This window comes from Flavobacterium sp. MMS24-S5, from assembly GCF_050320125.1.
Taxonomy (GTDB): Bacteria; Bacteroidota; Bacteroidia; order Flavobacteriales; family Flavobacteriaceae; genus Flavobacterium; species Flavobacterium tyrosinilyticum.
In genome coordinates this window covers 5,055,483-5,080,777 of record NZ_CP190016.1, presented here as the reverse complement: position 1 = coordinate 5,080,777, position 25,295 = coordinate 5,055,483, and the positions used below count along the sequence as shown (strand labels likewise).

At 34.9% G+C, this 25,295-nt stretch carries 14 protein-coding genes, 1 pseudogene and 1 riboswitch; of the genes and pseudogenes, 1 reads left to right on the top strand and 14 read right to left on the bottom strand.

The features are described from left to right. Nucleotides 1–2: 2 nt before the first annotated feature. From ACPWTF_RS23350 to ACPWTF_RS23330, 5 genes and pseudogenes are all read right to left on the bottom strand, one after another. A pseudogene (locus ACPWTF_RS23350) lies at nucleotides 3–1,433 on the bottom strand (glycosyltransferase family 2 protein). A gap of 12 nt (nucleotides 1,434–1,445) precedes the next feature. After that, the gene (locus ACPWTF_RS23345; RefSeq protein ID WP_427873434.1) at nucleotides 1,446–2,267 is read right to left on the bottom strand and encodes a hypothetical protein; all 822 of its coding nucleotides are present in this window, start codon (nucleotides 2,265–2,267) and stop codon (nucleotides 1,446–1,448) included. Nucleotides 2,268–2,269: 2 nt separating this feature from the next. Continuing rightward, nucleotides 2,270–3,484, bottom strand: a complete 1,215-nt coding sequence (locus ACPWTF_RS23340) for a tetratricopeptide repeat protein (RefSeq protein WP_427873433.1) — start codon at nucleotides 3,482–3,484, stop codon at nucleotides 2,270–2,272. Continuing rightward, nucleotides 3,484–3,849 (bottom strand): response regulator transcription factor, encoded by a 366-nt coding sequence (locus tag ACPWTF_RS23335; RefSeq protein ID WP_202001909.1) that lies wholly within the window; start codon nucleotides 3,847–3,849, stop codon nucleotides 3,484–3,486. Before ACPWTF_RS23335 ends, ACPWTF_RS23340 begins: the two co-directional genes overlap by 1 nt. Before the next feature lie 75 nt (nucleotides 3,850–3,924). Further along, entirely contained in the window at nucleotides 3,925–5,910 is a 1,986-nt protein-coding gene (locus ACPWTF_RS23330; protein WP_427873430.1) for an ATP-binding protein, read from the bottom strand. A gap of 299 nt (nucleotides 5,911–6,209) precedes the next feature. Here ACPWTF_RS23330 and ACPWTF_RS23325 point away from each other — a divergent pair, with 299 nt between their 5' ends. Next, nucleotides 6,210–8,492 carry a cation:proton antiporter gene (locus ACPWTF_RS23325; RefSeq protein WP_427873428.1) on the top strand — a complete coding sequence of 761 codons (2,283 nt, stop codon included), beginning with the start codon at nucleotides 6,210–6,212 and terminating at the stop codon, nucleotides 8,490–8,492. 347 nt (nucleotides 8,493–8,839) lie between these two features. Here the strand turns inward: ACPWTF_RS23325 and ACPWTF_RS23320 are convergent, their stop codons facing one another. From ACPWTF_RS23320 to ACPWTF_RS23280, 9 genes are all read right to left on the bottom strand, one after another. Further along, nucleotides 8,840–9,289: an NAD(P)H-binding protein gene (locus ACPWTF_RS23320; RefSeq protein ID WP_427873426.1), complete on the bottom strand. Its 450-nt coding sequence runs from the start codon at nucleotides 9,287–9,289 to the stop codon at nucleotides 8,840–8,842. A 297-nt stretch (nucleotides 9,290–9,586) separates the two neighbouring features. After that, nucleotides 9,587–11,866 (bottom strand): DUF5074 domain-containing protein, encoded by a 2,280-nt coding sequence (locus ACPWTF_RS23315; protein WP_427873424.1) that lies wholly within the window; start codon nucleotides 11,864–11,866, stop codon nucleotides 9,587–9,589. Nucleotides 11,867–12,028: 162 nt separating this feature from the next. After that, nucleotides 12,029–13,225, bottom strand: a complete 1,197-nt coding sequence (locus ACPWTF_RS23310; RefSeq protein WP_427873423.1) for a cell surface protein — start codon at nucleotides 13,223–13,225, stop codon at nucleotides 12,029–12,031. 3 nt (nucleotides 13,226–13,228) lie between these two features. Then, nucleotides 13,229–14,374, bottom strand: a complete 1,146-nt coding sequence (locus ACPWTF_RS23305) for a DUF5074 domain-containing protein (RefSeq protein ID WP_427873421.1) — start codon at nucleotides 14,372–14,374, stop codon at nucleotides 13,229–13,231. After that, nucleotides 14,371–16,419 carry a TonB-dependent receptor gene (locus ACPWTF_RS23300; protein ID WP_427875782.1) on the bottom strand — a complete coding sequence of 683 codons (2,049 nt, stop codon included), beginning with the start codon at nucleotides 16,417–16,419 and terminating at the stop codon, nucleotides 14,371–14,373. Before ACPWTF_RS23300 ends, ACPWTF_RS23305 begins: the two co-directional genes overlap by 4 nt. Before the next feature lie 115 nt (nucleotides 16,420–16,534). Then, a riboswitch (cobalamin riboswitch) is annotated at nucleotides 16,535–16,737 on the bottom strand. A gap of 45 nt (nucleotides 16,738–16,782) precedes the next feature. Further along, a complete protein-coding gene (locus ACPWTF_RS23295; protein ID WP_427873420.1) occupies nucleotides 16,783–18,084 on the bottom strand; it encodes an alginate export family protein in 1,302 nt (433 codons plus the stop codon). Nucleotides 18,085–18,301: 217 nt separating this feature from the next. Next, nucleotides 18,302–18,949, bottom strand: coding sequence for a porin family protein (locus ACPWTF_RS23290; protein WP_427873419.1), 648 nt, complete (start codon nucleotides 18,947–18,949; stop codon nucleotides 18,302–18,304). A gap of 65 nt (nucleotides 18,950–19,014) precedes the next feature. Then, a complete protein-coding gene (locus ACPWTF_RS23285; RefSeq protein WP_427873417.1) occupies nucleotides 19,015–19,647 on the bottom strand; it encodes a T9SS type A sorting domain-containing protein in 633 nt (210 codons plus the stop codon). Then, entirely contained in the window at nucleotides 19,632–25,121 is a 5,490-nt protein-coding gene (locus tag ACPWTF_RS23280; protein WP_427873415.1) for a M4 family metallopeptidase, read from the bottom strand. Before ACPWTF_RS23280 ends, ACPWTF_RS23285 begins: the two co-directional genes overlap by 16 nt. Between the last annotated feature and the right edge of the window lie 174 nt (nucleotides 25,122–25,295).

Below are 25,295 nucleotides of genomic sequence, written 5' to 3'. Positions count from 1 at the left end.
TTCTATTTCTTCGTAAATCCTTTTCTCGTCATTTCTCCCCAACCTTTAGTCCCCATTATTTTTTCTTTATAACCAATTAAGGCTGCATAAACTGTAAGCGGATGAAAGTAAAACGGCTCAATAAAAGCGGCCATTAATAATTTAAAAAAATCGGCTTGTTTTGGGTATTTATGATAGGTTTTCTCTTCGCTATATAAGGCAATCACCGAAAAGAACACTGCAAAGGTATACACAAAAAGCAGCAGTAAAAAGAAAAAATGCCAGTTTAGCAAACCGAACACTATAAATACCGCGGTTATGACCAAACCGATAAACTCAATTGCAGGCGCTAAAAACTCAAACAGAGTCCAATATGGCACGCTTAGCATTCCTAATAATTTGTATTTTGGATTTAAGAACATTCTGCGGTGAATGCTTAATGTTTCTATGGTTCCTCTCATCCAGCGAGAACGCTGTTTTTTGAATATTTTGAAATCCTCAGGCGCTTCGGTTCAGCAAAGCGGATCTGGAATATAACTCACTGAGTAAGGCAGTTTATTATCGAGCATATAACGACGCATTCTGACAATGAGTTCCATGTCTTCTCCAACCGTTTTGGTGCTGTATCCGCCACAAAGAATGGCAATTTCTTTGTCAAAAGCTCCAAAAGCACCACTGATAAGCAATAATCCGTCCAGTTTTCCCCATGCCATTCTTCCTAAAAGAAAAGCTCTTAGATATTCTAAAACCTGAATTCTCGACAGCATTACATCTGGAACATTTACTTCGACCAAGCGTCCGTTTTTTATCACGCATTGATTGGCAATTCGCACTACACCTCCTGTTGCAATAATTCGTTTTCCGTACGATTCTAAAAATGGTTTTGCGAGTTTTAAAAGTGAATCTTTATCTAAGATACAATCAACATCAATACAAACTACGTATGGATTTTGAGCAATATTAAGTCCGACATTTAAGGCATCGGCTTTACCACCATTTTCTTTGTCAACGACAATCAGTTTTTTGAAAGCGGCATTTTTGGAAGTGTAAATTCCTCTAATTTTTTTGGTTTCAATCTGCGGATGAAAATCCAAATCAGTCAAAACCAAATCGTAGGTTTTGGTTAAGATTTCCATCGAATTGTCTTTACTTCCGTCGTTTACCACAATAACCTGATAATTATTGTAATTCAGCGAAAGCAGCGATTTTACATTTTCTTCAATAGTCAAACCTTCGTTATAAGCAGGCGCAATAAGCGAAAGTTTTGGTGCAAACTCGCTGGTTAACAAAACATCATAATCTACAAAACTGTTTCTTTTAAGATATTTTCTAAGTTCTTTTGTAGAAAGATAAGCCAACATTAAATAAGAAGACATGATTAGTATGGCGTAACCTAATATAAGGAGTATATATACATCCAAAAACCACGTTATTTCAGTATTAAAAAAAGTCATTTTCTTATAATATTATGGTGTTAAGGTCTGTAAAAGACTCTGTGCTTTGTATTTAATTATAGTATTTGATGTATTGTCTGCCAAATGAACAACATAAGGAAGCTTTTGTGTTAGTTTAAGTTCTTTTATCAGTTTTAAACCAAGTGCAATTACAGTCGTATTTTGCGATTCTAACAAATGTTCAATTCCTTCTCTATCACCAATATCGTGTTTTTTAAAAGCACCAATGATATTTAACTGCATCCAATCGTCAATAGGATCTGAATGTTCTACAAGATATTTTATGCTTTCAGTCCCTTCAAGTTTAATAGCTGCATTTAGTGCTACAATTTTTAATGTTTTCTTTCTGGCTTTAGAATAAACAATAATCTGATCAAAAGCTTCATTGATATTAAACTCTGCCAATTCGGTGATTCCTTTACATTTTACCTCCCATTTCAGGCTTTTCATTTTTTTGAATGAATCTTTTATCAGTCCAGAATCTTTATAAAAATGTTCTAATTTTTGAGCATAAACACCTTCATAGTTTTTATGCAGATTGATAAGAGATTCTGTCAAAACTTCTCTGAAAAAAGAAGTATCAAAAAGAACTAGGAAATTTTTGTCCTTCTTTACTTCGGCAAACGGAACATCTTCAAAAATAACAGCCGACATTATTTTGTCTATTATTGTACTGTATTCTTTGCTAAGGCGTTCTCGCTTTATTTTACCGTTTCTGCTGGCAACAATAATAAGATATAGAATAAGTGAAGCCGCTATGAACAGATAAATCGAGAAAGTAAGAAAAGGCACTTCCCACTGACCTTGTTTATATAGTTCCCAGATTTCAGTCATTATTAAAAACGTTTTGTTACAATTAACTGCACATTAAACTTGTTTCTATATTCGCCAGGTACATATTCCTCATCTTCATAAAGGAAAATCGGGCGTACAAATAACGAATCACCAAAACGATGCTGATACTGAATTCCAATTCTATACGCTTTTAAAGGTTGCGTAAAATTATTGTACAGATACAAATAAGGAACGTTTCCGTATTGCAACTCCAGCCTGATAAGACGTTCTTTTTCTTCGTTTACGCGTTGCACACTTAAAACATGAGAAAACAATTCGTTCGAAGTATCATAATAAGGTCTGTAAGCAAAACTATAAATCCCTGCATTATAGGCCACTTGTCCTGTAAGCAGCGTAATATCGTCGGTATCAAAATGCATAAATCTTGCGCCAAGCGAAAAATCAAAATGTTTCTGTGGCTTAAAATAATATTCTAAACCTGCTTTGGCTACAGGAAATATAGTTTCTCCTGTTGATACCCCAGCATTTGCATACAAATAGCTTTTGTTTGAAAAGGTTTGATAGAAATCGGTTTCAAATAACATTTGGGTTTCATTGCTCACATTTCCAATATTTGCCCTTCCTACAATTGCCGATTTGCTGAATTTATGCGAATACTCTGCATATCCATAATGAAATGGAGATTGCCCAGGATCTGAGGTCGAAATATTAAGATAAGAAAACGAAACGGCATTTTTTGCTTTGCGCCCAATAAGCGTACGGATTCCTCTAAAAGCCTGCGTACTATTATCAATATAAGATGCCTTTTCTATCAAATCTAAAGCTTCTTGATCGCGGTTTAATTTCTCTAGACAAGTTGCTTTAATCTTCAATACATCAACCGATTTTGGATCAATGGCCAGATATTTATCGCAATACGAAATGCATTTTTCATAATCTTCTGTCCAAAAATAGACATTTAGAAGGGCCTGTAAAGCTTCTGGATTTGGATTATTTCGGTCTGCCATTGGAGACAAAATTTTTATAGCAGTTTTATATTCTTTTTTCCAGCTGTAAATGCGTCCTGTGTAGATTTGTATATCTTCATTTTCAGGATATTTGGCGCGCAGAGGTTCTATAATCGATAATGCCTTATCGTAATTTTCTTTTTCGACTTCGCGCTTCACATTGGCCAAAGCCTCGTCTATATTGATTTCTTGTCCTATTGCAACAGAAGAAATAAAAAGCAGGAAAATAGAATAATAAATAAACTTCATCAGATTCGGGTTTTTAGTAGTTTATTAATTCTCACTAAAAGTACAGCCGGACTTACTGGTTTTGCAATAAATTCGTTTGCTCCAATATCAAAAGAGTCAAGCTCAGTCTGCTCAACACCCGAAGAAGTCAATATAATAACGGGAATATCAGATTTAAGGTTCTCTCTAACGTGCTGCGTAATTTCCATTCCGCTAACACCCGGCATGTTTATATCAGTCAATATTAAGTCGTAGTTTTCTTTTTCGATCGCGTCCAACGCCTCTTTACCATCAGAAAACTGGTCAACACTAAATCCTTTCGACTCTAAGAAAAAAGATAACGATTTGCGTAGGATATCATTATCTTCTGCTACAATAATTCTCATTTTTTATTTTTTTATCTGGGGGATATTCAAAATTATAACTTCTTATTTATAAAGCTACTTCATATTTCTATTATATCATAGCTCTTTTAAAATTTTAACGACTTCTTCAATTCCGCAGTGAAAAATATTCACTTTATCTAATGTTTCCGAAGTAAATTCGCCAGATGATGCTTCTACTTCGATAATGGACAGACAATTGCTTAAATCTTGCAGCATAAATATATCCATGCTTGATTTCATATTATGCGCCAGTTTTTTTACATTTTCATAATCCGTATTCTTAAATGCTTCTTCTAACTGTGCCACCTGACTTGGAATTTTTTCTATAAAAAGATCTATCATATCTTTTCTAAATTCAGAATCGCCTCCAGACATTTCATCCAAAAAAGACATATCAATAATTCTCTTATGATGCGTATTGTTATCTGGCGTCATTACTGTTTTTATCGCTTTTAAAAGAACAGACTGTTTAAACGGTTTTGGCACGTAAGCATTCATTCCTACTTTGTAGCATCGCTCCTGCTCACCTACCAGAGAATGTGCCGTCATGGCAATAATTGGAATACTGGAGTTCATCTCGTTTCTAATATATTCTGTGGTTTGATAGCCGTCTTTAACAGGCATCTGCAAATCCATTAAAACCAAATCATATTCGTTTTGAGACAAAAGCTCGATGCCTTCTTCGCCATTTTGCGCAATATCCAAATCAAAACCAAAATTATTAATGACGCTTTTTGCAAGCTTTTGGTTTAAAACATTGTCTTCGCAAAGCAATATTTTAAGATTTCCTAAATCATTTTTAGAAACCGTTTTTACTGCGGTTTCTTCAAAATTTGACTTTTTGTACGAAAGGGTAAAGAAAAACTCCGAACCGCGGTTTAAAGTGCTTTTTACGTGAACTTCTCCTTTCTGCAATTCAACCAGTTGTTTTACAATATTCAATCCAAGTCCGGTACCGCCAAATGTTCGCGTTGTACTTTCTTCGCCTTGTGTAAAGCGTTCAAAAATAGTTGCAAGTTTATCTTTCGGGATTCCGATTCCGGTGTCTTTTACAGAAAATTTAAGCGAATAACTGTCTTCTGTTTCCTCTATTTTCTTTACCGAAACGGTTACTTCTCCTTCATTTGTAAATTTAAGAGCGTTTCCGATAAGATTTACCAATATCTGATTAAGCCTTCCTTGATCTCCAATAACCAAATCTGGCATTTCGGCATCCAAGAAAAGATTAAACTCCACCTCTTTCTGCACTTTTACTTTCAGTAAATTATAGACGTGTTTGAGCGTTTTCTTTAAATTAAATGGTTCGGCTTCGATTGGTAAATTTCCCGATTCAATTTTAGAAAGATCTAAAATATCATTTACAATCAAAAGTAAATTTTCACCAGCAATCTGCACACTTTCAATATAATCGCGCTGTGTATCATCGAGTTCTGTCTGTGCAAGCAAATCTGTAAAACCAATAATCGCGTTTAAAGGTGTTCTAATTTCGTGGCTCATATTGGCCAAAAAACTGTCTCTTGCCAGAACAGCGCGTTCGGCAATTTTTCGCTGCGTATATAATTGATGGTTTTTTGTGCCTAATTCGAGCTGAGCGATAACATGTTTCGCTATAATAGAAAGTGCATTACGCTGATTTTCATTCAGTTCTTTTACGACATGATCTACTGCGCACAAAGTCCCGATATTATAGCCATCGGGCGTTGTAAGCGGTACACCTGCATAAAAACGAACATTAAATCCGCCTGTTACATTGGGATCGTCTTTGAATGTTTCGTTGACATGCGTATCGTTGATTTCTAGAATTTTTGTATCTAAAAGAGTGTAATTGCAAAAAGTGATTTCGCGCGGAACTTCAGAAACTCCTATTCCAATTTCAGATTTGAACCATTGTCTATTTTCATCAATAAAAGAGATATGGGCAATTGGCACACCGCATATATAAGCAACAAGCTTTGTCGCATCGTCAAAAGCATCATCTGGAAGCGAGTCGAGTATATTATAACGTTTTAGAGCAGCTAAACGTTGAAGTTCGTTATCTGGAATTGGATAATCTTTATTCATTTTATTCAAGTGGTAAAGGTATAAAGGTAAGGCAATTTAGTCTAAGCCCCTTGCATTATCTCGACTTTTCTATCAAAACGACTTTAAGTATAGTAGTTTTCATCGGTCAAATCTTCCTTTTTTTATTTCATTACAAATTTTTTCTTGGTCATTACAAAATTGAATATCCCCTATTGGGCAAATGCTGATTTTGTTATAAAATTGCCCTGATTTTATCAACTAATCTCTTCAAAAAAGCCCTTTTTCTATCTTTTTTAAAAGAAAATCAAGTCGTTTCGAAGAGCAAAAAATTAAAATAAATGAAAAATTTAAGAAACAGTATTTTTTACATTGGAGTTATTGGAGGATTCTCTGTTCTAATGTATTGGATTATTTTGTTAGGCGTAAAACTGGAAACAGGCCGAAATCTTAAAATCCCCACTTCTGACAAAAGCCAATGGAGCGAATTTCTCGATTCTCTTATAAAAAACCTGCACCATCCTTTAGCGCTTTTATTGGCACAGATTGTTACGATTATCTTTGTTGCCCGTATTTTTGGATGGATTTGCATTAAAATAAAACAGCCTGCCGTAATTGGAGAAATGATTGCAGGAATTGTGATGGGACTTTCTTTAATCGGAATGTATCTCCCTGAGTTTTCTGCGGCTTTATTTCCTGCGGAATCACTTGGAAATCTTCAGTTCTTAAGCCAGATTGGTTTAATCCTTTTCATGTATATCGTCGGAATGGAGATCGATATGAAGATTTTGAGAAACAAAGCCCATGATGCTGTAGTGATAAGTCACGCAAGTATTATCATTCCGTTTGTTTTAGGAATGGGACTAGCGTATTTTATCTATGACGAGTTTGCCCCCGCAGATGTACAATTTACATCTTTTGGTTTGTTTGCCGGAATCGCGATGAGTATCACTGCTTTTCCGGTACTTGCCAGAATTGTGCAAGAACGCGGCATTCATAAAACAAAATTAGGAACGATCGTAATTACCTGTGCGGCTGCCGATGATATTACGGCTTGGTGTATTCTTGCGGTTGTAATCGCAATTGTAAAAGCGGGTTCTTTTGGTAGTGCTTTATATACTGTTGTTTTGGCTTTAGGATATGTTTTTTTAATGATAAAAGTGGTTCGTCCGTTTCTTAAAAGAATTGGAGATTTGTATGCGACAAGCGAAAAATTAAGCAAACCCAGTGTTGCCATTTTCTTTCTAACTCTTGTTGTTTCTTCTTACTTAACAGAAGTTATCGGAATTCATGCTTTATTTGGTGCTTTCATTGCTGGAGCAATCATGCCTGAAAATATTAGATTCAGAAATCTATTTATCGAAAAAGTCGAAGACGTTGCACTTGTACTTTTATTGCCGTTATTCTTTGTTTTTACTGGTTTAAGAACGCAAATTGGTTTGTTGAACGAGCCTTATTTATGGAAAATTGCAGGGTTAATTTTTGCTGTAGCTGTTATAGGCAAATTTGTCAGCAGTGCGCTTGCAGCAAAATTTGTGGGACAAAACTGGAAAGACAGTTTATCGATTGGAGCTTTAATGAATACAAGAGGTTTAACTGAGTTAGTGGCTTTAAATATTGGTTATGATCTTGGCGTATTGAGTCCAGAATTGTTCTCTATGTTTGTAATTATGGCGTTGGCTACAACATTTATGACGGGGCCAACATTGGATTTAATCAATTGGCTTTTTAGATCTAGCAAACCAGAAACCGAAGAAGATATTGCATTAAAAAACAAGTACCGAATTTTATTGTCTTTTGATAGACCAGAATCTGGAAGGGCTTTACTTAAAGTTGCGGACGGATTAACCAATAAACGTTCTGAAAGCGCTGAAATTACTGCCATGCACTTTCTTCCTACAGAAGAATTACATCACTACAACACAGATGTTTACGAAGACGAAAAGTTTAAAGATATTGTAGAAGAATCTGTTGCTTTAAACCGAAATATCACTACTATGTTTAAGGCATCTTCTGATATTGATAACGAAATTGTAAATGTGGCCAACAAAAGCAAACATGATTTATTATTGGTTGGAATTGGGCAATCTATCTATCAAGGAAGTTTATTAGGAAGAGTGCTTGGATTTACAACTCGAATTATCAATCCTGAAAACATATTAAATACCGTAACTGGAAAGGAAAACATTTTAGAATCTGCTCCTTTTGATGATGGAACAAGACAAATTATTGCAAAATCACATATTCCTGTTGGAGTTTTGATTGACAAGGATTTGGCCGAAATCAACACGATTTTCATTCCGCTTTTTAGTTTAAAAGATTGGAGTTTTATTCAGAACTATGTTCAGAAATTTATTCAGAATATCAATGCGAGAATTGAAATTTTGGATGTTGAAGGCAAAATTATGGCCGATCTGGACACGAAAGAACAAATTAGGCTAATGGAACAAGCTGCTCCAAACCAGCTAACTCTAAGAAAAGAACAATCTATTGAAAAAGATTTTCTTGACCAACAAGATCTTATGCTGATTTCTATTGATGGATGGAAACATTTGGTAGAGAATAAAAGCCCTTGGCTGGCAAATATACCTTCTACTTTAATTCTTTCTGAAGATAAAAAATAGCTTTTAAATTATGAGTTATGAGTTAAGAGTTATAAGTTGTAGTTGCAAATAGGTCAACTCTTAACTCTTAACTCATAACTCATAACTCATAACTCATAACTCATAACTCTTAACTCTTAACTCTTAACTCTTAACTCTTAACTCATAACTCATAACTCATAACTCCAGAATTCTATTCAGTTCAAGTGTTGTATTTCCTGATGGAAGTGCTTTTGGAGCTTTTACTAATTTTTGAGCTAAATATGCAGTTGTGATTGGTTTCAAGTTTTTAAAAAGTCCGAGGGCGTTGAAGAATTTAATGACTTTTACTGAAATTTTTTCGCCCAAACGATCTGTATTTTCTCGAATTAAAGCTGCTCAGGTCTGAAAATGATGTATTGCGAAAAATGAAGCTCCTGTAGATAATCTTCTAGTTTTCCTTTCATCATCGAATAATATACATTGCTTTTTGCCGAAGCTCCGTAAGAAGAAACCAAAACCAACGAATTTACATTGTTTTGTTTTGCGGCAGAAGCAAATTCAGCTGGAATATCATAGTCAATTTTCCATTGCTTCTCTTTTGAGCCCGCATCTTTTAAAGTTGTTCCAATGCAAGAAAAAAGAACATCGCCGGTAATTAATTCTCGAAACGAATTTACATCTGAAAAATCAACAACGTGTTCTGTTAATTTTGAATGTGATTTTCCTGTTGCACGTCGCACAAAAATGGAAACTTCTGAATAATCATTACTTTCTAAAAGCAGATTAACCAACTCTTTTCCTGTTGCGCCTGTTGCTCCAATTACCAATGCTTTCATAATATTCGCAAATTTTGTATCGTAAATATAATGATCTTTTTATTGAAAAAAACGTCTACCAATATGTCGTCTACCAATATTTCACTCCTACGGAGCGTTTTCTTTGGTTATTCTGTTTGCTATAAATATTATGCTTCTCCGAAGCATTAAAAAAGTATTGTGCTCGGTTTTTCTTTGCATTCCAATGGTCAAAATCATTGGTTATGCTTCTTAGCTATAAATATATTGCTCCTACGGAGCGTTTTCAAAAAAGGCTGTCACCAAAGTGACAGCCTCAAATTAATGCAATTCTAAATTTTATCTTTTAATAAATTTCTGTGTATACTTTGCTTTGTCTGTTGCAATATTGATAATGTAAAAACCTTTGGCAAAATTACTTACATCAATTTGATTGTTGTTAATTCTAGTATTAAGGGTTCTTCCATTAACATCGTAAATTACAACATCAATAATTTGCTCTTCACTACTGATATTCAGATAATCTGAAACTGGATTTGGATAAATAGACAAGTGCACTTTTGTGAATTCATCTCTTCCTAAAGTCGATGTATTAACTGAAATCGATTTTTCGACCACTTTTCCATTAGAATTAAAACTAATTACAACTGTTGCTGTTCCTGGATTCTTTGGAGTTAAAACTAATTCTTCGTTAGTGTTAATTTCTGCTAAAACAATATTTTCATCACTATTTGATTTTATCGTTTTTACAATCGCTGCCGAAATATTGTCTTCATCTGAAACCACCGTTTTCAAATCAATAATTGTTGGACTTAACACTGAAACTTGTGAAGGTAAAATTGCATTGACAACTGGCGCTGCATTATCAGGAAATACCGTCATAGCAGGAAACCAATAATAATCGTTTAGAGTTTTAGTATCAATCAATTGCCCTGTAGTATCGTAAGTATGAACCCAGTTTTTTTGATAATGCGCTCCAAATCCGCTTTCTGTTGTGTTTACAATTAAGTTACCAGAAACTGGATCAATACGCAATCCAGCACCGTAAACAATCTGTTTGTACGTTCCTGTTTGTCCAGGAATTGTAGCAAAATTTTCATTGAATGTTTTCGTTGCAATATCAAACTTTACAATTTTAATTCCACTAACATAACTGCTTACACCATTGTTCCAATACAATGCATTTTCTTTATTGCTATAAGTAAAACTTCCTGCATTCCAAGCTCCCCAAGAACCTTGATATTTAGTTGTTGGAATCGCATATTCTGTGGTTGCAAAAGTTTTTGCATCAATATTGATCAATTTCTGGTCTTGAATTCCCCAAACACTTCCATCTTTAGCCTGCGTAACCGAATTGAAGACTCCAGTAATAGTTTTGACAACGGTATTTGTTTTAGGATCAATAACTAAAATTCCTGCGCTCTGTTTTACAGCAAAAACATATTGCGAAGTACGAATCATATTCCCGATTTGCCCCAAGTACTGACTTCCGCCGCCCGTTCCTGCAATCAAGCTTCCCACTTTCATATTGGCAATATCAAAAAGAAAAACTCCGTTTGAAGCACCTATATATCCTGTTTTTTCATCAACACCAATAAAAGAACGACCGTCTCCTCCTCCAATATTATCAAATGCAGCAATTTTTTTCATGGTTAAAGCATCGGCAACAACCAATCTTCCACCCGGCGTATAGTGTGTATCTCCTCCATCTGCCGCCTGTTTAGAAACAAAATAAAACTTATCTCCGTAAATCGTTCCGTATTGTGTAGTTGCGCCAAAAGCTTTATTTTCATTTACATCGCTATAAACTCTATAATTAATTTTTCCGTCATTGCTGACAAAATTTACAGATCCATTAGTGTGGCCAAACCATTCTTCGTTTACCATGAAATAGCCTTTAGTAAAATCTATTGTTTTAGAATAAGGAGCAACTGGAGTAAAAGTTGTGGCAATATCAAAGCTTTCCATATTTGGATTAAAATTCCAGACATCCCAAGAGCCATTTTGCAATTCACGAGTAGAAGCTCCAACACCAGAATAATTATAATCGGCATCTATTGGATCTTTAACCCAATAAGACCAATATCCTACCATCCATCCTGACTGCCAATGATCATTTGGATCGATGCCTGTATAAGAATCAAAATCGTATTCGCTAGTATTAATAAGACCATCAAAAGGATAATATGGATATTTTTTATCTCCATCTTTATAAAGTCCGTTTGTACCTGTTCCATTCAAATCGAAACCTAACCCGCCAATTGCAGATCCATACTGAGTTCCTTGTCTGAGTAAGGCAAAGAAACGCGGATCAGCCTTTGCAATGGCTTTAACCATATCTTCTCCTGTTGCAGTTCCATCCCATTTAAAACCCCAAACCAAAGCGTCAGCAGTTTTACCGTCATTCCATTGCACCACCAATGCAGCCTGATTAGATCCACTTCCAACCCAAAACTGAATATCTGCAAAAGTAGTTGCACTGGCGCTTTTTGCGGTTAATTGTTTTTGCGTTACTGTTTTTGTTTTAATATCATTTCTAGAAACGCCTTGCACTGTTACCTGTGCATGGGTTAGAAATGCAAAAAATAACAGGATGACTATAAAGTAATTTTTCTTCATAATGTATTGATTTTAAAATGTTGTGTTAATCTGTTGTTTGTTTAACACATAGAAAAATCGGGAATGTCTTGTTTGCCGTAAACTTTGTCAAAGTTTAAAACTTTGACAAAGTTCTAGTAAGAAATCACAAGACTAAATCTATCTTTCTATGTGTTTAAAAATTTAGTTAAGATGTAAGTCGTAAGCCCCCGAAACTTCTGTAGAAACTTCTCCAAGCCAGCCTGCTTCCTGATTAATTGCGGTGTAAACTTTTACGAAATCAATTCCTGGAAGTTTGACGTATTTTCCGTTTTTATCTACTGCCCAAGAAATGTCAATATTTGAAGCTTCATCGTTATTGGGCGCATTATCCGCATAGCCAAATTCATACGATTTGCCTACCCAATACGAGCCTTCTCCACTTTGATCATAGAAATTATCTGCAATTTTGGTTCCTTTCAAAGTATAAGAAGCATCGGCAATCCAAAGCGGATAATAGTTTTGATTATGAAATACATTTTGCACTTTATAACCTGATTGCCCAGCATTATCCTGCCATTTAATATATTCTGTATCAAATTGCCAAAATTCATTTCCTGCAACAGGTTCCTTATTGGCATCTGGTTTAAAATAAGTGATCTCGTAGTTTTTTACTGTAGTGCTCTTAAAATATTCGCTTCCAGCAATTTCGTACCATTCGTCTTCATCGGGTTTTCCATTTTTATTCTTGTCATAAGCCACCATAATAATTCCGGGTTCACACGATCCTGCGCGCGCTTCATTGGCTTCATTTCCCCAAAAAGCATTTCCTAAAATCTTAAAATCGCGACCGCCCATATTCGGAATCGTATGATCGAAACCAAAAACTACATAACCGCCAAAACCACCAAGCGAAATCATAGATGTATTTGAACCCACAATTGCTTTTTTCGCAGCTGTAATGATGTTGGCCTCTGTATTTCCTGCTACATATTGCGGAATTTCATTAGTAAACTGCCCAACTGCTGGACGAAAATCAAGTACATTAGAAATATATTTACTGTAAGTTCCCGTTTCTTTGATCACATTAATTGAAGAAGTGTAGACTTTTGACTCTCCATTAATTTCTACTTTTAAAGTCAGCGGATAATTTTTTTGAAAAGGACTAATAAAATCTAAATCTGCATTTTCTGAAATTATAGAATCATTAATGCTCCAAGTCAGTTTTGCAGTGCTCGGAAGAGCTGTAGCAATATTCAGCACTTTAAAACGGTCAATTGTATACGATTCTTTCAGCACTTCTGCAGGAAGCAAATCTTCTTCGTTGTCTTTATCGCAGGCAACAAATCCCAAAAAGAGAATTGAAAACAAAGCGATTTTGAAAAGGTTTTTGTTTGACATTTTTTAATTTTTAGTTATAAAAGCAATATGAGCGGGAATATTTCCTGCGGTTGTTTTCCATTTTAATTTTCCGTCGGGCGTAAAACAGTAGATATAGCCTGTTACCACGTAGTTTTGAGCGTCGGTAATGTAGATTTCTTTGGTTTCTGGATTGACTTGAAGTCCATACGGAATCATGATTTGTTTGTCGGTTCCGTCTGTGATAATTTGGTCTGTAATTACTTTTTTAGTTTTGGTGTCCAAAATTCCGTAACTCACTTTATTGGTTCCCGTTAGATAGCTCCAAGAAACACTATAGTAATACAATAAATCGTTAACGAGACAAGTTCCAGAAACCGGAATATCGAGTTGCATTTTCTTTTCATCTGTCTGCGTATCTATAACAAAAAGATTGGATGGCGTGTTGTAATAATCACCTCGCGAACTCACATAAATATCGCCTCGGCTGTCAATCTGCATGCTGTATAAATTTATTCCAACATCGATTTTTTTAATCTCTGTAAATGTTTCCAAATCAATTACAGATACCGTTCTGTCATAATTTGGAACTCTGTAACCGCCTGAATTCGCAACATATAATTTTCCGTTATGAACGACCATTTGTTCGGGCTGATAACCAACCGTTACTTTTCTTTTTATTTCTAATGAAGTCGTATCAATTTCGGCAACAAAACCAATTTCAGCATTCGGATTTATAGCAACAGGTCCAGAATACGAACTCACATACGCTTTGCCTTTATAAAAAGACACATAACGGCAATTTGGAATATCGATTTTCTTGATGCGTTTTGCTGTCCATTTTTCTAAAACTTCCACTTTGTTAGAACAATTAATGACCGCATAAACCTTATTTCCGTAGATTTTAATGTCGTTTCCAACATCTCCCAATTCTTTTACAACCGAAGGATTTCGTTCTGAATACACATCTGTGGTGTAATTTCCTGTTCTGTAATTGAAAACATCCAAACTCGCACGGTTCATTCCCATATTACCTTCGTTTAGAAGATAAAAACCTTCAATCTTTCCATCACTTCTTGGTGCTGCAACACTCACATCCGAAGAAAGAAATATCGTTTCGTCTTCTCTGCACGAAACTAAAAAAATGGCAATACTTAAACTGAATACTATTTTTAAAATGCTCTTTTTCATAACTCAAAACTGATTATAAATTTGAATGTTCTTCCCGGCATCGGATAATTGTAAATCACTTCATATTGCTGATTCAAAGCGTTGTTGACTTCAACCGTTCCATTCAGTTTGTAATCTTTGAATGTGAAAGATTTTTGAACCGACAAATCGTGTGTATACCAAGGCTGAACTTCATTTACTTTAATATTATTGACATTTCCGTTGTAGCGTTTTCCGACATAAATAAAGCTGTAATTGAAATTCCAAGATTCATAACCCGCATTCAAAATTCCAGATCCGCTGTGCCAAGGCGTGTAGGGAATCTGATCGCCATAAGAAGACATTTCTAAACCGACAAACTTTGTAAAATCTTGACTTTGAGAATACGTATAGGTTAAATTGGCATCTAGTTTTAGCTTATTAAAATGCGTTGCCATATTCAAAACCGTTTCGATTCCTTTTCCTTTTACTTGCCCTATATTGGTCATCATCCAGCGAAATAAATTTCCTGTTGGAGCAGCAATAATTTTATCTTTTGTATTGGTATAATAAGCATCTGCCTGAAAAGAAAATTTATCAAAAAAGCTTTCCCTTACGGGGAAATTATACGTAAAACCAACATCGTATTGATTCATGTATTCTGGCTTCAAAGTGCTCGAACCGATCATGGTATAATACAAATCGTTGAAAGTGGGCATTCTGAAAATTCGTTTAGCGAAAGCTCTTAAATTGAAATCGTATTTCTTAAACGGCGTATAACCAAGAAATATAGCGGGAGTAAATTCGGTTTTATTGGGTGCTTTGGCATTGTACTTCACTTCTTCGATAACGCGAGTTGCGAGTACATTTCCTAAAACTTTAAAACCTTCATATCGATAGGAACTTGCCAGAGAAACAAGTGCAGTATAACGCTGCGGAAAAGAAAACTGTGTCCGAATGCCTCTTCTGGTTGCATTTAGTTTATTGTATTGAAAATCGGTTGAGAGCGAAACATCCCAAGTGGGTAAAATGCTGTACATATTGACTGCAGAAAAATAGGCTTCCTGCTGATAATAACTATCATCAGATTGCACGCCTTCTGTTACGGTTTCTCCTAAAACATTGGTTGTATCTCGTGCAATATAATGGGTGTAATCGTAAGCAAATTTTCCTTTTAGCTGAAATTTATATTTCTCTGAAACGTCTTTCGTTAAAGAAGACTGTCCGAAAAAATTCTTATCAAATTGACGGAAACCATCTCGAAACTTATTTTCTACAATGGCCCCTGGAGCGCCTCTTTCAGAATCGTAGTAATACACTTTGGCATCCCAAGTTCCTTTATTTATTTTTCCGAACAAGCCCGATTCCAATCGGAATGCTTCAATATCGCTATTCCATCGTGTTGCTGTGGTATCGTAGGCAATGCTTCCGTCTTGATTTTTTCTTTTGTATCTAAATTTATACTGTCCGTTTGATTTGATGTATTCTGAGCTTACACTTAAGCTGACTTTATCGCTCAGTTTTTGTTCCCATCTAAAAGAAGGATCGTGATAATTGATGGACATTGTTTTGTAACGAACCAGAAGATTGTTTTTTTTATTGCCTGTAAAAACAGGACGTTTGGTTCGCAAATAAATCGTAGAAGCAGCCGCAAAGTCTTTTGCTGACTGGAAAACTTCACTTTTCTGGCCATTATACATCGTAAGCGATTCCATATCGTCAAGCGAATACTTTCCTAAATCGGTTACGCCGTTTTGAGCATTTCCAAGCTGAATTCCGTCATAAAAAACACCAACATGATGCGTTCCCATATTACGAACATCAACCGTTTTAAGGCCGCCCACTCCGCCATAATCTTTAATTTGAGTTCCGGCAAAATAACGAAGAGCATCTGCGACATTGTGAGTCGCCAAATTCTCGAGCAAAACGCCCGAAAGACTTTGTACGGGAATCACTTCCTGATACGGTTTTCCTTTTAAAACAACTTCTTTTAAAACCCGCGAACTATCAGTCACTGCTTGTGAATGAAGCAAAAAAGGAACAAGTACTAAAAAAACAGAAAATAAAGTTTTACTCAAATTATACATCACGATTTTATTAAATAAACTTTACGTGATGCAACAATTATAAAAACATAGAAATAGACCAACTATCCTAAATAGCAGGTCATTATCTTGTCCTCAACTTCATACCACGAAAGTTTTAAACTATGTGATCGTGGCAGGTCTCCTGACTTATTCCATCTTTAAACGGCCTTCTCATCCGAAACAACGAACAATGGCATTAGTAATGTTTAAAGACTTAAATAGAACTTACAGTAGCGGGTCTGTTCAGGATTTACACCTGATTCCCTTTTAACTATTTCTTCTGAATTGAAAAAATAGACCAAAATCAGCCGCAAAGATATAATTATCTTTTACAAATGTAAATTCGAAAGATTTTAAAGCCTATTATTTTTTGTTTCTTCTAAAATTGATCGCATTAAAAGAATACGAAACCATCAAATAACTCCAAAACGACAGTTTTTCTACGTCTTGTACCTTGGGAAGGTTTGTCATTGAATCTGTAGATTTATAAAATGAAAATGCACCGTTAATTTCTAGCTCTTTAATAGGAACATATTTTATAGAAATATCACTTTCACATCCTAAAAATTTTGACATCGCCTGATTTAAATTATGCTGCAAAGAATATTGTGTATAAAAAAGATGAAAATCTGAACGAAACGTAAGTTTTGAATTTATTGGAAACAAAGCAAACAAATATGGATTCACAAGACCTTTTCCACCAACATCAGCAGGAAAACGCGTAAAAACATTCATATTTCCATTAAACTTCCAAGTAACGCCATATAAAACATCAAAGTCTCCTGAATTTTCTTTCCCTGTCTGTAAACTGCTTCCGCTAATTATCTCCGCTCCTAATCGTAAAGTAGTTTTTGGCAATGATAATTTCACTTCTGGCTGGAAATAGTATGCAAACAAATGTTGCCCTTTTTGATTTCTACCAAATTGCAAATAGCTATTTAAAGTATAATACCATTGCTTCTTTTTAAACTCAATTCTTCCTCCTGTAGTGGCGCGAGTGTATAGTGTTTCTGAATTTGTTTTCTCTAAAAAATCAACTGTATTTATAGAATTAAAAGAAAGATTTTTATTCGAATTATAACTAAAGTTGTACACTAGCATGTATTTGTATTTATTGGAAGCAACTGGAGAATAAGCACTTTCAAAACTTGTATTGTATTTTCTCGTAAAAACAAAGAAAAAATCATGGGCAAAATGTGGCGTATATTTCATAATTCGAATTCCTTCATGTGCTCTACCCTGCTGAGCCCAAGGCGCATCCGAAAATAATCTGCCGTTATCTAATAAAATATTTTGTCTTCCTAGACGAAAGTTTATGTCCTTAAATTTCGTTTCCAAAAACAACTGATAAAAATTTATGCTTCCGACTTTAGAATTTGAATTTGCTTCATCCCACAAATGAATTTCTTGTAAATCGGATTTTATAAACCATTTTTCACGCAAGTATTGCATTGAAACTCTATTTCTCTGCGTTATGTAAAAATAGGGATCTATCGAGTCATTTGGAGGAAGCATATAATTTGAAGTATATTCTGCTCTTGGACGTATTTCTATATTCATCAAAAACTGCTGCGACAAACTATCTCTTTTTTGTGCATTTAAATATCCACTAACTACTAAAAACAGTAAAAAGACAATTAATTTAAATGAGTTTGTCCGAATCATATATACAAATCCTATAGAATTACTATACAAATGTAATAATATAAGTAGTGTTATTTATTCTCGCAAAAAGATTTATTTGTGATATCGATTCAAAGAAATAGCTAATAGGTTTAAAATTAAGCTCTATAATTCGTCCAAAATTAATATTGCTAAAGCAAAAAAACCACTCCTAAAAAAGAGTGGTTTAAAAAAGATATGAAGAAGAATGTTACTAACTCTACTTAAAAAAATAACCTACTGTTATTTGAAAAATTCGGTTCTTCATATCGCTGTTAATACTATAATTGGTGTTGGCGGTTACATCTTTAAAGACATTAGTATAAGAAACATTATATCTTGCATCTGCATAAAATTTGTCTTTAAACTGATAACCCAATCCGAAATTTACAGAAGCATCTACTCCATTTGAATACTCTTTTAAATTCATTTCTTCATGATTATCATAACCTAAAAAGTTATCTTGATATTTATTGTTTGCTTTTAAAAGTATTCCTACTTGAGGCCCAGCTTGTAAACTCAACCCTTTAACAACATAATATTTCAGCATTACTGGAATGTTTAAATAATTTATGGCAATGGTGCTTTTGTAATGTGAGTTTTGAACTTCTGGATCTGAATAAGACAATTTCATTCCCTGCTGACTGTATAATAACTCCGGCTGTACCGAGAAGTTTTTTGCCAACGGAATTTCAGCCATTAAACCGGCTGTAAATCCTGTCTTATCAGAGGAGTTCAATTCGTTATCATCAAATGTTAGGCTCGAAATATTCAAACCCGCTTTTACTCCCAGTTTCACCTTTTCGGTTTGGGCCATTACACCTGCACACATCAGTAGTGCACAGATTATTAGCTTTGATTTTTTCATCTTTTTCGTTTATTTTTTAGAAGAGCAGTTCTACACGAGAACTGCCATTTCTATCTGTATTTTTGTTACTTTTTAATGATCTTAGCCGTGTACTTTTTACCTTGAACTGTACAGTCTAAAATATAAACTCCAGTTGCAAGCTGACTTACATTTACACTTGATGGAACAGCAGAATAGGTTTTACTCCAAACGGCATTGCCTTCCATAGAGTAAATTTTCATTTCAGCTTCACCTTCTGCTTTTTCAGCCAAGAAGATATTTACATTATCTGCCACTGGATTTGGGAAAACTCGGAATGAATTTGTCAATTTTCCGATAAGCAACCCTTTAGAATCAATTGGAGCAGACATATTTGTACAGCCGTGTGCATTGGTTACTTGAAGACTATAACTTCCTTCCCAAATTGTAGCAACTGTTTTTTCGGTTGCATTTGGCAAAGGCCTACCGTTTAAATACCATTGGTAGCCAGCAGCATCATTAGAAGCTGTAATTTTATTTCCTTCTAATGCCTGGATCTCTGGAACTGTGTTTTCAAGAACATTAATCGTTGTAGTGAAAATTTTTCCTAATCCGTGTTCGTTGTAAACCGTTACATAGTAATCTCCGCTTTCTGTTGTAGTGAAAATTGGATCTGTAGAACCATCAAACCACTCGTAAGCAGCATAATTTCCAGGATTTAAAACTACTTCAGACCACAAACATCTCCGCTTGGAAGCTCAGATTCGAATGTATCAAATACCACCGTTACTTTTTCAGTAAGGCTGCATCCGTTTTCTAATGTTGCTGTTACGGTATAATCTCCTGCTTTATCAACATTTATAGAATTGGTAGTTTCACCTGAACTCCATTTGTATGAAGTCGCTTCTAATTCTTTAGCAGAAAAGTTTCTCTCTGCATCCAGAAATACACTTTTGCCTGCATAAGCATGGATAACTGACACATCAAACATTTTAAAATCTGACGGTACACCTTGGTATACATAATTCTTGATACTATTGTTTTGTTCGATAGCATCGTTTTCCATTTTTGCATTTATGGCAAATACATGAGAATCTCCAGAGTCATCTAATTTAGGCTGTTTGATAAAAGTATAATCAATACTTTCGCCAACTGGAATTCCTGATGCAACGGCTTCTGAGATTTTTTCTGATGTATTACTATACTCCAAATCTAACTGGATAGAATTTTCTTTAATAGCAACTTGCCCTTCGTTTGTCAGTCTAACTTTTACTTCGCTATTACCGCAAATATCTTTTGGAGACAAAATTTGAACAGAAACATCTAAAACAGCCTCGCTAATCACTTTAAGATCATCTAAAACCATATAAGAATACCCATCTGATTTTGCATGTCTAAAACGGAACAATACTGATTTTCCAGCATATTTGGTAATGTTTAAGACTGCTTTTTGCCATTCGGTATCTACATAAGTTCCTTGATTTGTTGCTCTCCAAGCTTCAGTCCATTCTCCGCCAACTGGCTTAATATCTACAATTAAAGCATCATTGACATTACTTTGCATAGCGTAATAAAACTCTAAAGCTGTAGCACTTGCAGATAGTTTATAAAGTGGAGAAATTAATTCGCTATAGTAATAATAACCTTCTAATTGACTGTATAAAAGTTTACCGTTAGCGTCTCCTGTTCGGTTTTCTAGTGGAACCGTCAAATAGGTATTATCTGGAGTTGTAAGAGCTCTCCAAGGATAATTTTCATCACTTTGATTAGAAATAAACCCTTTTGATCCAAATATTGAACCTTGCGTCAGGTTAGAGAAATCCTCTGTGTTTAGTTCCAATGCTTTTTCAACAACTTGAAAAGATGCAGTAAGACTTTTAACATCTGTATTTGCCTCTCCATCGGCAGTTGCCTGCACTTTAATTTCGTAATTTCCAGCAGCTAATTTAGGAAGACCGTCTATTTTATAAACAAGAGTTTCACCTTGTCGTATCGTTTTAGTTCTTTCTAATGAAACTGGTTCACCAATGGCGTTTCCGTTCTGAAGAATTTGATATTTGATCGTAACTTTCTCCAATGTTTTATAAGCTACATTTCTTGCATCAATATAAAACTCATGCGAAGGTACATCTTCATAAACCGTTTCACCCACAACTAAATTCGATAGCTGTAAATTACTTTTAGTTGATGTAATTTCAATATTATCTACTGCAAAACCATTACCAAAAAAGCCGTTGTCATTATGCTGAAAAGCAACCATAACACAAGAATTTCCAGCATAAGCACTTAAATCAACGTTATATCCAAACCAAGCACCATAATAAGGCATTTTAAACACCTCTTTCCAAGTTGTTCCACCATCTGTACTTACTTTTACAAAACCGTCTGACCATTGTTGCGGATCTCCAAAACCATCAAATGCTAAGTGTGCTTCTTTGTAATTGGTTAAATCAAATACTGGTGAAACCAACATATCGTTTGAAGCATCACAATTGCATTTGTCATCATTACTTGCCATAAACTTGGTGTGATCTTCAAGAAACCATCCTGGAGAGCCTAAATCTGCTCGCACTCCATGTTGCCATCCTGCAGAACCTTTATTTTCAGAAGTTCTCCATCCTTTATATTTAGAATCGTCTTCAAAATCCATTTTGTAAGGCAGTACAGAAACTTTCATGTCTTCATTATTCCAATTATCGTACGTTAATGTTACGGCATTGTTTCCTTGCTTAAGGTCTTTTGCCATGTCTTCAGGAAAAACAGAAACCGAAATCGTATGCTCTCCGATATTTTTTAGATTAATATTAGGAACAGAATAGTTTATCGTGTCTTTAAACTTAGCGAAGTTTAAAGTTGTTTTTTCTGATTTTGAAAAAACTTCGACTTTTGCTGCATCCAGAATTTTAGTTGTAATAATAACTTCTTGACTTGCAGTCGCAAAATTGTTTGTTATTTTAGCAATTACTGCCGCATTATTATTGTTGATATCACATTTACCAGCGTCTAATTTTGCCGATATAACTTCTAAATCGTAAGGCGCATCGCTCACTAAAATGTTATCTATAAATCCACCTAAGAATCCGTCATAATAGTCATCCGATTTTACATGGAAACGAATAGCCGCTTTTTTTCCTGCTAATTCATTTAAACGAATTTGATACGGATCTTTTCTAAGTTGGGTATTTACACCTGTAAACCAAGCGCCATCAAATAAATCATTGCCATGTTCTATTTCTGGGTAATTTACTGTATTTATTTTTTTCCAGCTTTTACCTTTATCTTCCGAATATTCAACAATTAAACCATCGTAAGTTCTATGCAGTAAATAATACAAATCAAATTCAACATACGGAGAAACTACATTAGTAAAATCGAAGATTGGAGATTCTAAAACGAAATCAGAATTAAGTCCCATTCTGTCATTTCCTTTAAAGTCTACCATTCCCCACATATATTGTGATTTAACGGTTCTAAAAGATGCAGGATAATTTTGAAATACAAACTTCTGATTCCCGCTTAATGCTTTTGTGTTCCATCCTCCAGGCGTTCTTTCGAATCCTTCACTATAAGGAAATTGTGTTATAACATCGCTGTAAGCAGCATTTATGATACTATTATTTGTAGTAACTGGATCTTTATCATAGGTTACATAAGCTTCGTAAGTGTGTAATCCCGCCGCTGATAAATCGACAGCAGTATCAAAAGATATTTTCATTTCTGAATTTCCTTTAAAAGCAGTCTGCAATGTCACATCTTTCCAAATTGTTGCGCTTCCAGCTTTGGTATCGGCATATCCAATTTTTAAAACAGTTCCCGCTGGAATATCTTGACAGCCTAAATTAAAAATCCTAATAGCCGGAGTATAACTTGTAGCAAGTAAATCTCCTGTATACATTGGAAGATCTAAAGCTGTAGCTTTAATGTCAAAATCTTTTTGTGCAGTGGCAACATATAAACCTGTAACAAAAGAATATCCTTCTTTAACCCCAAAATCTACAATCGGATTAAGATCTACTTTTACTTCTACATAGGTCGTCGCATTTATTTGATACGGTATTGTGCTTTTTACTTCGATAGTTGTTTCTTCTCCAATTCCTAAATCTTTAGTAAAAGGAACTTTCCCATCATTGGTATAAAAAGTAATAAGTCTGCCAAGTGCGCTTGCCATGGCTCTTAATTTGAAATTTAAAACTTCATCCGCTTTAATAACAGAAGTTCCTGTATTTCTTAGTGTAATATAAAAAGGCTCGTCACCTTTTAATGGCCCGCAAGAAGTTGAAGGATTTTCTACCGAAACAATAGTTATTTGTCGATCTGCATAAGCTGTACCTACCCCAATGGCATACCAAGCATTAGTAACTTGTTTAAACTCTTCAGAACCTAAACCATACAAATCTTCTGTTGCCATCAAAGTTGCCTGACGCATGTCGCTAAAATTTGAAGACGGCGATAAATATTCTGTTAATGCTATGTAGGCAATCTTTTCCGCTTTAGCTAAACCAATTGGTTTAACTGTATAACTGTTATTAAGGTCATTAACTCCTTCTCCACCTTCAGCCAAAAGATAAAACCAATAATTGGTAATACCGCTGTTAATGTGCACACCTCCATTATCATACGATGTGTTGGCTGGATTTACCCAATTTGTACCTCCATAGGTATCAGGCTGACCTTGGGCTTTTGGATTAGCCATACTTCTTAAACTTCCGTGAGAATACAATTCGTCTCCCAAAAGCCAAATATCATTTTTAGTATCTCTTCCAGCGTAAAATTCAATAGAAACACCGAAAATATCACTAAAAGATTCGTTCATTGCACCCGATTCTCCTTGGTAAATTAATCCGGCAGAAAATTGTGTTACTGCATGCGTTAATTCATGTCCAGTAATGGCCAAACTTACAAAAGGCTGATTTTTACCATCTCCAAACTGCGCCCATCCTCCTGTCCAAGAGGCATTTTCTACATTGGTTCCTAAGTGAGCAAGACCAAAAATGGTCATTCCTTTGTCATCAACACTATTTCGGCTAAATTTTTCTTCGTAATAGTTTAAAGTCTTTTGCAATCCCCAATGAATATCGATTGCCACTTCATCATGATCTTTGTTGTATAAATCATTCCAGTTATTATCTTCATCGATATATTCTGTTAGCACTTCATCAGATGCATGTTCTGCATGATTCATATTCAAAGTATAAATGGGCACTTTGTATTTTCCTTCCAAAGTTTCTAATCTATAACCATCTGTATATTGAGTTGTACCAAAAGTAACATCTCCAGAGAATCTTGCTTTTCCTTTACCAATTGTACTTCTGCCATCAATAATAGGCGAAGAAGAAGAATGAAGATCTCTACTTAAATCAATTTTTAAAATGACTTTTCCTGTATTAGCATCAACATAAATCGTCTGACTTGACTGCGGATTTGTAGCGAAAATATCGTACTTCCATGCCAAATGATATTCTGTTAATTCAGAAGAAAAATTAGGTCCCACATAAACCAATTCTCCTTGCGGTTTTGTACTGATTTTTTTATGGACTAAAGCCGATAATTTTTTGCTTTGCCAAACATATTCTTTAGCATTTACTGTATTTAATGCATTTTGTAAAGCTGCCGACGCGTTTACTTTATAATTACTGTTTGCAGGCAATTTTTTACTGATATGCCCAAAAGCTTCAATTTTGCTCTTATTATCTCTCACTTTATAAATCGCTCCTTCAACAGGAACAGCATTATGCATTTGCTGATAAGTAGCAAGACTTCTGCCGTGTTTATCTGAAACCGATCTCAGTTGCATCTTATCTGCACTCGAAAGTTCAAAATCTGCTCTTTTAACTTCAAACACATTGCGAATTGTCAGATTAGACGATTTTGCAAAAGATCTCACTTTTGTACTGTCTGCGCTTTGAACATTTTTTGCCGTTGAAGCACTTTGACTTTTGTCAAAAAGTTTCTGACTAGCTTTTAATCTCTTATTTACATCATCACTTTCTTGTTGCGAAAGTGCTGTTCCATTGACACTTTTTTGAGGTGAAAGAATGTTAGAATCATAATCCTGATTAGCATTCTGATCGGTCTTTTTTTGAGAAAGCTGCTCTTTTTTCTGATTAGCGGCTGGCGATTGTACGGCCGTCTGCGCATTAGATGTTTTGTTTTTTGGAAAAGGAGACTGAGCCATTCCAGCGGAACAGACCAAGAAACCTAACAAAAGAAACAAATACCTGGGTTTAGAGTAAATCTGGTTCATTTTTTTTAAATTTAAAATTAGTATTAAGGCTGCGAGTTAATAGATATGATGGTTCGCAGAAAACCACAAAAGCAAGTTCTTAGAATCAATTCGGCGGTTGATTCTTAGAACTTGCTTTCGTTATTTTTTGTAGAATTTTTAAGA